The organism is Novosphingobium arvoryzae (genome assembly GCF_014652615.1).
GTDB lineage: Bacteria > Pseudomonadota > Alphaproteobacteria > Sphingomonadales > Sphingomonadaceae > Novosphingobium > Novosphingobium arvoryzae.
Genome location: NZ_BMZD01000003.1, coordinates 128,789 through 143,191, shown reverse-complemented (window position 1 = coordinate 143,191; position 14,403 = coordinate 128,789). Strand labels below are relative to the sequence as shown.

At 65.7% G+C, this 14,403-nt stretch carries 10 protein-coding genes; 3 read left to right on the top strand and 7 right to left on the bottom strand.

The window, feature by feature from the left end; translation table 11 throughout:
* Window positions 1-70 precede the first annotated feature (70 nt).
* Both IE113_RS07220 and IE113_RS07215 read left to right on the top strand, forming a co-directional pair.
* The gene (locus tag IE113_RS07220) at window positions 71-1,105 is read left to right on the top strand and encodes a 2-hydroxyacid dehydrogenase (protein ID WP_189539953.1); all 1,035 of its coding nucleotides are present in this window, start codon (window positions 71-73) and stop codon (window positions 1,103-1,105) included.
* A 167-nt stretch (window positions 1,106-1,272) separates the two neighbouring features.
* Window positions 1,273-2,574 (top strand): ammonium transporter, encoded by a 1,302-nt coding sequence (locus tag IE113_RS07215; RefSeq protein ID WP_189540676.1) that lies wholly within the window; start codon window positions 1,273-1,275, stop codon window positions 2,572-2,574.
* Window positions 2,575-2,662: 88 nt separating this feature from the next.
* Here the strand turns inward: IE113_RS07215 and IE113_RS07210 are convergent, their stop codons facing one another.
* From IE113_RS07210 to IE113_RS07180, 7 genes are all read right to left on the bottom strand, one after another.
* Window positions 2,663-4,069: an NAD(P)H-dependent flavin oxidoreductase gene (locus IE113_RS07210; RefSeq protein ID WP_189539951.1), complete on the bottom strand. Its 1,407-nt coding sequence runs from the start codon at window positions 4,067-4,069 to the stop codon at window positions 2,663-2,665.
* Entirely contained in the window at window positions 4,066-4,803 is a 738-nt protein-coding gene (locus tag IE113_RS07205) for a class I SAM-dependent methyltransferase (protein WP_229822188.1), read from the bottom strand. The genes IE113_RS07210 and IE113_RS07205 overlap by 4 nt, the downstream gene beginning before the upstream one ends.
* The gene (prfB, locus tag IE113_RS07200; RefSeq protein ID WP_189539949.1) at window positions 4,800-5,927 is read right to left on the bottom strand and encodes a peptide chain release factor 2; all 1,128 of its coding nucleotides are present in this window, start codon (window positions 5,925-5,927) and stop codon (window positions 4,800-4,802) included. Before prfB ends, IE113_RS07205 begins: the two co-directional genes overlap by 4 nt.
* A 75-nt stretch (window positions 5,928-6,002) precedes the next feature.
* Window positions 6,003-6,854 carry a PEP-CTERM sorting domain-containing protein gene (locus IE113_RS07195; RefSeq protein WP_189539947.1) on the bottom strand — a complete coding sequence of 284 codons (852 nt, stop codon included), beginning with the start codon at window positions 6,852-6,854 and terminating at the stop codon, window positions 6,003-6,005.
* A 90-nt stretch (window positions 6,855-6,944) separates the two neighbouring features.
* A complete protein-coding gene (locus tag IE113_RS07190; RefSeq protein WP_308430046.1) occupies window positions 6,945-7,505 on the bottom strand; it encodes a peroxiredoxin in 561 nt (186 codons plus the stop codon).
* A 55-nt stretch (window positions 7,506-7,560) separates the two neighbouring features.
* Window positions 7,561-10,137, bottom strand: a complete 2,577-nt coding sequence (locus IE113_RS07185; RefSeq protein ID WP_189539944.1) for a penicillin-binding protein 1A — start codon at window positions 10,135-10,137, stop codon at window positions 7,561-7,563.
* Between the two features lie 87 nt (window positions 10,138-10,224).
* The gene (locus tag IE113_RS07180) at window positions 10,225-11,106 is read right to left on the bottom strand and encodes an N-acetylmuramoyl-L-alanine amidase family protein (RefSeq protein WP_189539942.1); all 882 of its coding nucleotides are present in this window, start codon (window positions 11,104-11,106) and stop codon (window positions 10,225-10,227) included.
* A gap of 490 nt (window positions 11,107-11,596) precedes the next feature.
* Here IE113_RS07180 and IE113_RS07175 point away from each other — a divergent pair, with 490 nt between their 5' ends.
* Entirely contained in the window at window positions 11,597-14,374 is a 2,778-nt protein-coding gene (locus IE113_RS07175; RefSeq protein WP_189539940.1) for an Rne/Rng family ribonuclease, read from the top strand.
* Window positions 14,375-14,403: the final 29 nt, after the last annotated feature.

Sequence of the window (14,403 nt, the reverse complement as noted above, 5' to 3'; positions counted from 1 at the left end):
GATAGCCCCCGGATGGCCTGCCGTTCAAGCCGCTTGACCCATCCCCCCTGCCCGGCCTAGCGAATTGGTGATGCCGATCGTAACCGATACTCCCGCCACCCGCCGCGTCGCGGGTAAGCCGCGCGTCCACGTGACCCGCCGCCTGCTGCCTTCGGTCGAGGCGCGGATGGCGGAACTGTTCGATGTTACGCTCAACGAGGAAGATCGCCCGCTGTCGCGCGCGGAACTGGTCGCTGCGATGCGCACGGCCGATGTGCTGGTGCCGACCGTGACTGACCGGATCGATGCCGCGATGCTGGCCGAGGCTGCCGATGGTGCGGACGGCCTGCGCACCGGGCTGATCGCGAATTTCGGTGCCGGGATCGAACATATCGACCTGGCCGCCGCGCGGGCGCGCAAGGTCATCGTCACCAACACCCCCGGCGTGTTCACCGATGACACGGCAGACATCACGCTGATGCTGATCCTGTCCGTTCCGCGCCGCGTGGGCGAAGGCAGCCGCCTGGTCCGCGACGGACGCTGGACCGGCTGGGCGCCCTCGCGCCTGCTGGGCCACCGTATCGCGGGCCGGCAACTGGGCATCATCGGCATGGGCCGCATCGGCCAGGCCGTGGCCCACCGCGCCCGCGCCTTCGGGCTGGACATCGTCTATCACAACCGCCACCGCCTGCCCGCCAGCGTCGAGAACATGCTGGGTGCCCGCCACCAGGCCGATCTGGACCGGATGATCGCGGAATCCGACATTCTTACTCTGCACTGCCCGGCCAGCCGCGATACCCACCATATCCTCGATGCACGGCGGATCGCGCTGATGAAGCCCGACGCCTGCGTGATCAACACCGCGCGCGGCGACCTGATCGACGAAGCCGCCCTGATCGAGGCTCTCGAGAACGGCCGCCTCGGCGGCGCGGGGCTGGACGTCTATGCCAGTGAACCGCAAGTCGATCCCCGTCTGATTGCCCTGCCCAGCGTCATCACCCTGCCCCACCTGGGCAGCGCCACGATCGAGGGACGCGCCCACGCCGGGGAAAAGGTCGTGGCCAACATCCGCTTCTGGGCGGATGGACACCGTCCGCCCGATCAGGTGCTGGAAGGCTGGGCCTAGAATCAGGCCCCAAGGCGCAACGCGTGCGCCGTGGCGCGCCGTTTTGAAATATCCCGTCGAAACGCGGCTTGCGCACACTGCAATCGTTGCTCTAAGCCATTGCCCTGAGGGTTCGCCCCTGCGGCTGGCAGGGCGACCGGGGGAGAACAATCCAGATGCGTAACCTTATGGCTCCAGGGCTTGCCCTCGCTGCCACCCTGCTACCCGTGGCCGCACGCGCCCAAGGCGTGGAAGTAACCGCGGAGGACGTGGCCGATACCGGCGACACCGCCTGGATCCTGATTTCCTCTGCGCTGGTGCTGATGATGACCATGCCGGGCCTGACCCTGTTCTATGGCGGCCTGGTGCGCGCCAAGAACTTCCTGTCGGTGCTGGTGCAGGTCGGCGCCATCGCCGCCATCGGCTCGCTGCTGTGGATCGTGTGCGGATACACGCTGGCCTTCGGGGGCGTCACGAATGGCTGGTTCGGCGCTGGCAATGCATGGATGCTGATCGATCTGGGCAATGTCCGCGATGGCACCGCCATTCCGGAAAGCGCCTTTGCGCTGTTCCAGTTGACGTTCGCGGCGATCACGCCCGCCCTGATGGTCGGCGCGTGGGTCGATCGCGCCCGGTTCGGCTGGGTCGTGGCGTTCTGCGCGGTGTGGAGCCTGCTGGTCTATGCCCCGGTCGCCCATTGGGTCTGGGGCGGTGGCTGGCTGGCCTCCACCATGGGCACGCTCGATTTCGCAGGCGGGATCGTCGTTCACACCACGGCGGGCGTTTCGGCACTGGTGGCCGCGATGCTGCTGGGCAAGCGACAGGGCTTTCCCAAGACCCTGATGCTGCCGCACAGTCCCTCGCTGACGATGGCTGGCGCGGCGCTGCTGTGGGTGGGCTGGTTCGGGTTCAACGGCGGATCGGCACTCGCCGCCAACGATGACGCCGCCAGCGCAATCATCAACACCCATGCCGCGGCGGCAACGGCCGCGCTGGTGTGGCTGCTGATCGAAAAGCTGACCGTGAAGAAATCGACCAGCGTCGGCTTTGCCACCGGCGCCATTGCCGGGCTGGCAACAGTCACCCCGGCGGCCGGGTTCATCTCGCCCGGCGCGGCGATCCTGTTCGGCGTGCTGGCGGCGCTGGCCTGCTATCCGATGATCCAGATCATCAAGCAGCGGCTGGGCGTCGACGATTCGCTCGACGTCTTTGCCGTCCACGGTGTTGGCGGCATTATCGGTTCGCTCTTGCTGGGCGTGTTCCTCTCGACCGATTTCGGCGGAACCGGCTATGCCGAAGGCACGACGATGGCTTCGCAAGTCGCCGCGCAGTTCGTGGGCGTGGGCGTGGTCGCGATCTGGTCGGCGGTCATCAGTGCGGTGATCGCCGTGCTGGTCAGCCTTGTCCTGCCGATGCGGGTCAGCGAGGACGAGGAACGCGAAGGTCTCGACCTGGCCAGCCATGGCGAGCGGGCCTGGGAACTCGACTGAGTCCAGGCACACCGCCAGCGGGCACACAAGAAAGGGCGGCGGAACCCGGTGTTCCGCCGCCCTTCTGTTTGTCCCGCGAAGATGACGATCAGTCGCCGGTCAGGATCCGGTCGACCAGTTGCTTCACCGTCGGGGTGAAATTGTTCGAATAGAACGGGTCCTGCTTGAAGCGATAGGCCGCGTGGCCCGCAAACATCAGGTTCCGGTCGATGTCGCCGCCGTGCGCGATTTCCTGCAGGGTCTTCTGGATGCAGAAGCTGCGCGGATCGGCCAGCCGCCCGGTCGTGTAATCGTCATGATCCTTCCACGACGAGAAGCCGCAGTGCGACAGGCAACCCATGCAGTCCTTCTGGTCCTGCTGGATCACCGCGCGTTCCTCTGGCGAGACGAACACCACGGTATCGTCCGGGGTGCGCAGCGCTTCGGTGAACCCGGCGCCGAACCAGGCCCGCGCCCGGTCCAGATCGGCCGGTGCCACCCAGAAGTTCTTGCCCCGCACGCCCACATCGAGCTGGGCGGTATGTTCACCGGCAGAGACCTTGGAATAGGGAATCTGCCGCTCCGAACGCCCTTCCAGCTCGCGCAGGAAGGGGTTGCGCACGGCCGAGCTGTAGAACCCCGTGGGCGAGAAGCGGTGCAGCAGCACGTCACCCGGCTCCAGCGTGCGCAAGTGGTCCTTCCACGCCTGCGGGATCGGGCTTTCCTGCGTCAGCAGCGGCCGCGTGCCGAACTGGAAGGCGATGCTGCCCAGTTCCGGGTTGTCGATCCAGTTTTCCCATTCCCGCAGGAACCACACGCCGCCCGCCATGACGATCGGCACGCTGTCCGATACGCCCTCGGCGCGCATGGTGTCGCGCAGGGCCTTGACGCGGGGATAGGGATCTTCTGGCTTGCGCGGGTCTTCCGCGTTCGACAGGCCGTTGTGCCCGCCCGCCAGCCAGGGATCTTCATAGACCACGGCGGCCATCAGGTCGGACACCTTGTGATAGGCCCGCTTCCACAGCGCCCGGAAAGCGCGCGCGGAGCTGATGATCGGCAGGTAGTTGACGTTGTAGCGCTGGGCGATTTCCGACAGCTTGTAGGGCATGCCCGCGCCGCACGTGACCCCCGCGACCATCCCGCGGGTGCGTTCCAGCACGCCCTCCAGGATCTGCTGGGCCCCGCCCATTTCCCACAACACGTTGATGTTGATCGCGCCCTTGCCATTCGAAATCTCGAACGCGCGCTTCACTTGTTCGACCGCGCCCGCGATCCCGTACTGGATCAGCTGTTCGTGCCGTTCCTTGCGGGTCAGCTGATCATAGACCTGCGGAACAATCTTGCCTTCGGGATCGTAGCTGTCGGCGTTGACCGCGCTGACCGTCCCGATGCCGCCGGCGGCCGCCCACGCGCCGGAACTGGCGTGGTTCGAAACCGCCACGCCCTTGCCCCCTTCGACCAGCGGCCACACTTCCCGGCCACCGTAAAGGATTGGCTTCAAACCCTTGAAACTCATTGCGCTCCCGTCTTCCCCTGGGCCGTGTTGCACGGCTTGATCGCAGCGGGCTCCGGCCGGTCGCCGATCGCCTCGAACTGCGCGTAATAACCCTTCAGCTCCGGTTTACGGACAAATTCCACCAAGCGAAAGCCCACCGCCTGAAATTCACAGAAAAGCAGCGCCGGTGGTATGCCGTGCTGGTCGGTAGGTCGGTCGATATCCACCACAATCACTTGCCCGCCGGGGCGCAGCGCAGGGCGCAGCCGCCACAGGAAGGCGTATGGTTCGCCCACTTCGTGATACATGTGGACCAGGAAAATCCGGTCAAAGCTGGATTCCGGCAGGCGTGGATCGTCTGGCGCGCCGGTCTTGATCGAGACGTTGTCGAGCCGCTCGCGCTCGATCCGCTGGCCAAGCCGCTGGATCGCGCCGGGATCGATGTCCACCGCCAGTACGCGGCCCTTGGCCCCCACCCGTTCCGCCAGACGCACGGTGTAGTACCCTTCGCCCGCGCCGATATCGGCAACGGTCGTGCCCGCGCCGATCTGCGCCAGGTCCATCACCACCTGCGCCTCGCCCCGGTCATCGCGCTGGTCCTCGGTCGAAACCTCATAAGCGCCCAGCGCGGAGACCGGCCGATAGGCGCGCGGGAACTCGCGCGAGGTTTCCGGCCGATCCGCGTTGTCGTCCGGGGACTGGGTGCAGCCGGCCAGGGCCAGAACAGCGCCCAGCAAGGCTGCAAGCGGCCTCAATCGTCGTCCTCCACCTGCACCTTTTCACCGGTCACGCGCTGCGCCAGCGCGGCAGCCATGTAGGGATCGAGCGCCCCGTCGAGCACATCGTCGGGCGAGGTAGAGGTCACGCCGGTGCGCAGGTCCTTCACCAGCTGATAGGGCTGCAGCACGTAGGAGCGGATCTGGTGGCCCCAACCGATTTCGGTCTTGGCCTGGTATTCGCCCGAGGCTTCCGCCTCGCGCTTGGCCAGTTCGGCTTCATAGAGGCGCGCCTTCAGCATGTTCATCGCGGTCGCGCGGTTCTTGTGCTGGCTGCGGTCGTTCTGGCTGGCGACGACGATGCCGGTCGGCACGTGGGTAATGCGCACGGCCGAATCGGTGGTGTTCACGTGCTGCCCGCCCGCGCCCGATGCACGGTAGGTGTCGATCTTGAGGTCGGCGGGATTGATCTCGATGTCGATGTCGTCATCGATCACCGGATAGACCCAGACCGAGCTGAAGCTGGTGTGGCGGCGGGCGGAGCTGTCGTACGGGCTGATCCGCACCAGACGATGCACCCCGCTTTCGGTCTTGGCATAACCATAGGCGTTTTCGCCCTTGATCAGCAACGTCGCGCTCTTGATCCCGGCCTGTTCGCCCGCGTGGTAGTCGACCAGTTCGACCTTGTAGCCATGCCGCTCCGCCCAGCGGGTGTACATCCGCTGCAGCATCTCCGCCCAGTCCTGGCTTTCCGTCCCGCCCGCGCCCGCATGGACTTCGAGATAGGCATCGTTGGCGTCGGCCTCGCCCGCCAGCAGCGCCTGGACCTTGTCGGCATCGGCGCGTTCGGCCAGTGCGGCCAGCGCCGACAGGCCTTCCTGCACGGTCGCATCATCGCCCTCGGCCTCGCCCAGTTCGACGTATTCGATGGCGTCGGCCATTTCCTGGCTGATCTGGTTGACCGTGCCGATCGACGCTTCAAGGCGGCGCCGCTCGCGCATCACGGCTTCGGCTTCCTTGGGGTTATCCCACAGCTTCGGGTCCTCGACCCGCGCGTTCAACTCGTCAAAGCGGCGCAGCGCCCGCTCCCAGTCAAGGAACTTGCGGACCAGCGCCAGCGCGGCGTTGATGCGGTCAATATGGGCCTGCCCTTCGGCACGCATGGGGTCACTCTCCGACAAATCGCGAACCAGCGCACTAGCCGGATTGCCTGCAAAGTAAAGGGGCGGAGGCAGCGCTCAGGCAGGGTCGGGCCGCTTGCGCCGCCGGCGAAACACAAGCGCCACCGCTCCGGCAAACAACCCCAGCATGCCCGGTTCGGGAACCGGGGTCGCCCCGCCCCCGCCGCCGAATGATGGCAGGTTCCACGATCCGCTGAACAACAGGCTGAAAAACCCGGTGCCGGTGCCGCTGCCCGGATCGGTCGACATGATGCCGACATTGCCCGTGGCGATGGAGCCATCCGCGTTCTGGCGAAGACCGAACAGGATGGGGTCCGCCCCGGCATAGGTGGTGCAAGCGGCACCACCCGCGCAGCCAACATAGCTGCCGCTTGCGGCGTCGAACTTGTAGCCGGGGCCCGCGTATGCCCCCGAACTGAAATCGCCAGCCGCGACAATCGAGTAGGTATCGGCATTGTAATCGTAGACGATTGTCATGTTGAGATTGGTCGGCTGCCCGGCATTGAGCGCGCCCCCGATCGGACCGCTGACTTCGGGAATGGAGCCCGAACCCACGCCACCCGGCGTCAATCCACCGTTGTAATAGGGCGAACTGATCCCGATGCGATAAATGCCATCGGCCGCGATCTGCCCCTGATAGACCCCGCTGTCATAGAAAGCGCGGGTCGGCAGCGTCGCGTCGAAACTGATCGTGACCTGATCCCCGACCTTGTAGGGAAAGTCTGGCAACGGACCGGTATAGCGCGCCAGTGTGCCATCCGGCTGTCGCACCATGATCGTGTCGCTGGCAGAGGACGTAACGGTTCCCGTGTAAATGACCGGAACCGTCCGCGAAATCGGTGCCGTTTGCGCGGCGGCGCCAGCGGATAGTGACGCCATTGCCAGCAACACCAGGATGCGACCCTTCATGCTTGCCTCCCCATAAGTCAGGAAGCCCAGCGTCAATCACCCGCAAATTATTGCAATATTTAAGTTTTCAGTGTCGCATCGCGGGACAGTTCAGCCCTTGCGCTTGGGCTGGAGCGATCGCACCGCCTCAAGCGTGCGCTTCACGTGCTCGGCATAGTTCATGTTGGTGTAGACCATCTTCACCGTGCCATCGCGGCCGATGACATAGCTGGTGCGCGAAGTCAGGCCAGTTGCCGAACCATCCGGCTTGGTCAGCGCCACCTTGTAGCCCTGGATGATCGCGGGCGTGGCAACGCCAACGGGGAAAGCATCGCGGCACGCCTCGGTCGAGAAGCGGACCTGGGTATCGATCGTGTCCGCCGACAGGCCGATCACGCTGGCCCCGGCCTTCCGGAATTCCGGCATCGCCTCGGCAAAGCCGTGTGCTTCCAGCGTGCAGCCCTGGGTGAAGCTCTTGGGATAGAAATAGAGGACGACCGGCCCCTTGCGCAGCGCGGCGCTGAGGTTGAAGCCAAAGACCTTCCCCGCCAACGCGCCCTGCGTGGCAAAGCCCGGTGCCTTCGCACCCTGCGGCAATTCGGCGGAGGCCGGAGCGGACAGGGCCATCACGACGGCGACGGGAGCGGCGAGCAGCATGCGCAGGTTCATCATGCGGCACAGATTGCGCGCATGCGTGCGTCTTGTCCAGACCGCCCAAAGGCCGTGATTATTGCACGGTAACGCTGCTGTCGGCGGCAATGCTGGGCGACGTGACCGGGGTTTCCCCGTCGGTCACGATATCCTCGCTTGGCGCCGAACCCCGCCGGATCGCGGCCAGCAACTGGTCGCGCTGGGCGGCCAGTTCGTCGCGCCGCGTGGTCCGCTTCGCTTCGGTATCGGCCTTGAACGCTTCCCAGATGATCGCGGCCTTCGGCTCGTCCGTGGGATTGCCGGCAAAGACCTGCTTGCCGCTCACCCGGTCGACCTTGACGATATGGATGCCCGGCGGCGCGACGAACGGCACGCTGCTCCAGCGCGAACGGCTGCCCTGCACGAACTGCTTGAAGATCGGCGCGGCGAACGTGCCGCCCTGCACGTAGCCACCCAGCGAGCGCGGTTGATCGAACCCGATATAGACCGCCCCGACGATGTTCTGCGAACCACCCGCGAACCACACGTTGGTCGGCCCGGTCGTCGTCCCGGTCTTGCCGAACAGCGGCAGGCCGAGATCGCGCAGCACCACGGCGGTTCCGCGCGTCACCACGCCTTCCAGCATGTGCACCACCTGATAGGCCGTGCGCGGATCGAGCACCTGCTTGCCCCGCTGGCCCAGGCGCGGCATCGGCTTGCCATCCCACTGCGCCATGTTGCACTGGTTGCAGCGCCGGGTATCGGCGCGCCAGATCACCTTGCCGTTACGATCCTGCACGAAGTCGATCAGCGTCGGGGTGAACTGCACCCCGTTGTTCGCCAGCGCGGCATAGGCATTGGTCATCTGCAACACGGTGGTATCGCCCGCCCCCAGCGCAAACGACAGGAACGGCTGGTACTTGCCGATGCCAACGTCGGAGATGGTCTTGACCACGTTGTCCATGCCCGCGTCATTGGCGATCCGCACGGTCATCAGGTTGCGCGACTGTTCCAGCCCCCAGCGCATCGTGTGAGTGCCCCCCGCTCCGCGCATGTCAAAGTTGCGGAAGCACTTCTGCCCCAGTTTCGCGCCCTGATAGACGCAGAACTGCCCGTCCAGCACTTCGCTGGCCGGGGTCATCCCCTGGTCCAGCCCGGTGGCATAGACAAACGGCTTGATCGTCGAACCCGGCTGGCGCTGGGCCTGCGTGGCGCGGTTGAAGCTGGCAAGGCCGCTGTCGAACCCGCCCTGCATGGCCAGCACCCTGCCCGTGCGCGGGTCCTGCGCGACCATGCCGCCGGACACTTCGGGGATGGTTCGCACGGCCCAGGCATTGCCCACCGGTGCGGCGGCAATCACGTCACCGGCCTTCAGCGCGGGCGGCAAGCCGGTAAGCGGCGCGGTCTTGCCATCAGCAAACCCGATGGTCGCCTGCGATCCGCTGCGGCTGACCACGATACCCACGCGCCAGTCCTGATAGTTGATCGACTTGTTGAGCGAAACGAGCGGCCCCAGCCACTTGTCCCCGCTCAGGTCCACATGCTCGATCGGCTTGGTCCACGCGCGCCCGGCGTGATAGCGCATCAGGCCCGCACGCAGGGCGTCCTGCGCGGATTTCTGCAATTGCGTATCCAGCGACGTGCGCACCCACAGCCCGCCCGCATACACGCTGTTCGGGCCGTCCTCGGCCTTTTCGCCATACTTCTCGATCAGGGTGCGGCGAACTTCCTCGACGAAATAGCCGACCGACGCGTCGTAGCTGTCAGCCCGGCGCGGGATCACGCCGAGTGGCTGCGCCTTGGCGGCGGCCGCCTCCGCCGGAGTGGCCCAGCCGTTGTCGACCATCTGCCCCAGCACGTAATTGCGCCGTTCCAGTGCCTGATCGGCATACTGCGCGCGCCCATAGCGTTCCGGCGCCTTCGGCAGGATCGCCAGGAATGCCGCCTCGTGCAACTGGAGGTCGGCAACGTCCTTGCCGAAATAGGCCCGCGCGGCCGCCTGTGCGCCAAAGCTCTGACGGCCAAGCGGGATTTCGTTGAGATAGAGCTCAAGGATCTGCTGTTTGGTCAGCACGCCCTCGATCCGGCGCGCGACGATCATTTCCTTGAGCTTGCGGGTGATCGAATACTCGTCCCCGATCAGGATGTTCTTGGCGACCTGCTGGGTAATGGTCGAACCGCCCTTGGCCCGCTCACCCGATCCGAACTTGGTCACATAGTCGATCACGGCGCCAGCCAGCCCGGTGTAATCCACCCCGCCATGCGTCCAGAACGTCTTGTCCTCCGCCGAAAGGTAGGCATTCACCAGCGGCTTCGGGAAATCGACATACCGCAGCTGCACCCGGCGTTCACGGGCGTAGGAATAGACGATTTCGCCATCGATCCCGCGCACCATCGTAGGCAGCGGCGGCTGATAGGTCAGCAGGGTGTCCGCCGACGGCAGCGACCGTGTAACCAGCGCCCAGAGCAGCAGATTGAAGGCCAGCAGCGCGCCCAGCGCATAGCCACCGATGCGGAACCACTTACTGCCGCGCCATTGTTCACGCGCCCAGTGGCCGATGGCAAGGTCGCCCAGCCAGTCGCGCACCCGCGTGAACAGGTTCCGGGCATCGCGCCGGATACGCAGGCGGACGGATTCCCGCTCAGGGTGCTCAGGGGGTTCGGATTCCGACATCTCCAGCGGCCTCTAGCACGGCGAAAGCGCGTTTTGCCAGCGCCTTCCACGGTTACCCACTGGCCGGGACGAACCGCGCGTGGCGGCTCATGTTCCGATCTGCGGCACCGCCTGCCGCGCGAAATAGACCCGGATGGCGCTGGCCAGCACTTCGGCAATCGCCGCCTGGCCAGCGCGGGAACTGAGCCGGGCCAGATCCTCGGGATTGTTGATATACCCGGTTTCGAACAGCACCGAGGGCACATCCGGCGATTTCAGCACCACGAATGCGCCGGACTGGCCGGCGCGCTCCCGAAACGGCAGCTTGCCCTCGCCCTCGCGCAGGATCAGGGCGGCAAACTCCTCGGACCGGGCATTGGCCAGGCGCTGCGACAGGTCGACCAGCGCCGCGTTGACGGCGGCGCTTTGCGTTTCCAGCCTGACGCCGTTGACTTCGTCCGCGGCGTTTTCCCGCGCGGCCATGCGCTCGGCGGTTTCGTTGCTGCCACGCTCTGACAGCGTGTAAACCGTCGCCCCCCGCGCGCTGCTGCCCACTTCGGTACTGTCTGCGTGGAGCGAAATGAACAAGTCCGCCCCCAGGCGTCGTGCAATGTTGTTGCGGTCACTCAGCACCAGAAACCGGTCGTCGGAACGGGTCAGCGCGACCCGCACGCCGCCGCCGCGCAGCAACTCGTCGCGCAGCGCCAGCGCCAGCGCGAGAGTAAGCTGCTTTTCCTTGATTTCGCCCGCACCGGCGCCGGGGTCCTTGCCGCCGTGTCCGGCATCGATGACCACCAGGGGGCGGCTCGCATCGGCCGGCCCCAGGATTTCAGGCAGGTTGCCGCCGTTTTCAGTCGAGGGTAGCAGGACCGTGACGACATAGTCCCAGCCCCTCCCCGGCGCGCCGTAAATGCGATCGACCGCAACCATGCCAGCGAACACCGCGACGGGGGCCAGAAACAACAGCAGCAAAAGAACGGCGCGGCGCATCACGAGGTGACTTAGAGTCAGGGCGCGCCCTGCGCAATCTTTCGCGCTTCATCTTCATCGCTTTGTAATGAACTTGCCGCAATTGCGATCGGGTGCTAGGCACGATCGCACCGAAGACAGAACCCCCTCGATCTTGAGGAGGCAGGGACCTTCGGCAAGGGAGAATTCCGGGATTGTTTCCCCGGAATCACACAGGTTGATGCTGGAATGAGAAGCCGTTTGCCGTCCTGTCCGTCTCAGCCCGCCTCGGGCTGGACGATGTGGATGGCTGGTCCTGCGCTGCCGCAATCGCCGCGCCTTGTCATTCCCGCAGACACGCAACACGCCGCCGCAACGCCTCTTGCAGGCAGCGGCTTGTCACACACCGCCGCGCGCCAGCCAGGGATGATCCCGGCCAGATGCGGCTGTTTCGCATACAATCGCGCCGGCCAGCCAGCCTCAGGCCTTTTCGCAAGGCCGAAGCGGCCGCCGCGCGCACGGAGAATTTATAATGACGCAGCGCATGCTGATCGATGCGCGCCACCAGGAAGAAACCCGGGTGGCGGTGCTGAAGGGCAACCGGATTGAAGAATTCGACTTTGAATCCGCTGAACACAAGCAGATCAAAGGCAACATCTACCTCGCCAAGGTAACCCGCGTCGAACCGTCGCTGCAGGCGGCCTTCGTCGATTTCGGCGGCAATCGCCACGGGTTCCTGGCCTTCAGCGAAATCCACCCGGATTACTACCAGATCCCGAAGGAAGACCGGGAAGCCCTGCTGGCCGAAGAAGCCGCTCACGCCGAGGAAGAAGCCGCTCTGCGCGCCATCGCCGAGGGTGAGGAAGATTTCGTCGGTGACGACGAACTGGGCGAAAGCCTGGCCGACGACATGGCCGGCACCAGCCACGAAGCGCATCATGACGATGACTTCGGCGGCGTGACCGAAGTCGACACGGCCGAAAAGGACGAAGTGGCCACCATTGAGGATGGCCAGATCGAAAACGCGTTCGACCACGAAGGCGAAGAAGCAGCCGAAGGCGACGCGGGCGACAACCGCCGCCGCGGGCGCGGTCGCCGCCGTCAGGGCGGCAATGGCCGCGGCCACGCCAAGGAAGCCGATGAGCTGCGCGCCAAGCGCATGGCCCTGCGTCGCCGCTACAAGATCCAGGACGTGATCCAGCGCCGCCAGGTGCTGCTGGTGCAGGTCGTGAAGGAAGAACGCGGCAACAAGGGCGCCGCCCTCACCACTTATCTCAGCCTCGCGGGCCGCTATTGCGTGCTGATGCCGAACTCCAGCCACGGCGGCGGGATCTCGCGCAAGATCAGCTCGGCCTCGGACCGCAAGCGGCTGAAGTCGATCATCGCGGAACTGGATCTGCCCAAGTCGATGGGCTGCATTGTCCGCACCGCCGGGCTCCAGCGCACCAAGACCGAAATCAAGCGTGACTTCGACTATCTTGCCCGCCTGTGGGACGAGATCCGCGAGAACACGCTGAAATCCTCTGCGCCGGCGCTGATCCATTCGGACAGCGACCTTATCAAGCGCGCGATCCGCGACATCTACAACCGCGAGATCGAGGAAGTCGTGGTCGAGGGTGAGCAGGGTTACCGCGCCGCCCGCGATTTCATGAAGCTGCTGATGCCCAGCCACGCCAAGCGGGTGAAGGCCTATTCCGATCCGGTGCCGCTCTACCAGCGCTATGGCGCCGAGGACCAGCTGACCGCGATGTACGATCCGGTCGTCCAGCTGAAGAGCGGCGGGTATATCGTCATCAACCCGACCGAAGCGCTGGTGTCGATCGACATCAACTCCGGCCGTTCCACCAAGGAGCACGGGATCGAGGCGACGGCGCTGTCGACCAACCTCGAAGCTGCCCGTGAAATCGCCCGCCAGCTGCGCCTGCGCGACATGGCCGGGCTGGTGGTGATCGACTTCATCGACATGGAGTACAGCTCCAACGTCCGCAAGGTCGAGAAGGCGATGAAGGACGCGCTCAAGAACGACCGCGCCCGTATCCAGGTTGGCCGCATCTCCAGCTTTGGCCTGATGGAAATGAGCCGCCAGCGCCTGCGCACCGGCGTGCTGGAGGCGACCACCCGCAGCTGTCCGCACTGCGACGGCACCGGCCTGGTCCGCACCGCGTCGAGCGCCGGCCTTTCGGCCCTGCGCCTGATCGAGGACGAAGCCGCCAAGGGCAAGGGTTCGGTCATCTCGCTCTATGCGTCGACCGAAGCGGCCGTCTACCTGCTCAACGCCAAGCGCGCCGATCTTGCCGAGATCGAGGAACGCTATGGCGTGCGCGTGGAAGTCCTGCCCGAGGGCGAGAACGAAGGCGCGAAAATGCGCGTCGTTTCGTCCGGTCCGCGTCCGGAATTCGTGCCCCGGTTCGAACCCATCGTCGACGACGTCGAGGATGAGGTGATCGAGGACGATTTCGACGACGAAATCGAAGCGGAAGAGCGCCGTGAGCGGGATTCGGACGAAGGCGAGGATCGCGGCAAGCGTCGTCGCAAGCGCCGCCGCCGGGGTGGTCGCAGCCGCGACGAGGATCGTGGCGCCGAAGAAGGCGGTGAACGCGAAGAAACCGAAGGCGAAGGCGAATCCGACGAAGACGCCGATGGTGAGCAGGCCGAAAACGAAGGCGACAACGGTGAAGCGCCGCGCAAGCGTCGCCGTCGCGGTCGTCGTCGGCGTGGGGGCCGTGGTCGCGGTGAAGGCGAGAACGGCGAGCAGGCCGAAGGCGAATCCGCTGACGAGCAGTCGGAAGTCGCTGCTGCCGAAACCGCCGAAGCCGATGCCGCACCGGTGGCTGACGCGGCGGATGCCCCGGCTCCCGTAGCCGAGGAAGCGCCGGCCAAGCCCAAGCGGACCCGCAAGAAGAAGGCGGATGCCGCAGCCGAAGCTGAACCGGTGACGGAGGCTGCTGCTGAACCGGTGGCGGAAGTCGCCGCTGAAGCCGCTGCCGAGGTAGCGCCGGCCAAACCCAAGCGCACCCGCAAGAAGAAGGCGGATGCCGCAGTCGAAGCCGAACCGGTGGCCGAAGCTGCTGCTGAACCGGTGGCTGAGGTCGCTGCTCAAGCCGCTGCCGAGGAAGCGCCGGCCAAGCCCAAGCGCACCCGCAAGAAGAAGGCGGATGTCGCGGCGGAAGCCGAGCCGGTTGCCGCAACCGCAACCGAAGCTGCTGCCGAGCCAGTCGCCGAGCCTGCCGCCGCGGACGAGGTACCCGCCGAGGAATCCCCCGCCGAACCGCCGCGTCGCGGCTGGTGGCAGCGCACCTTCGGCGACTGATCGCCGCCAGGTTCGAACCTGATGACAAG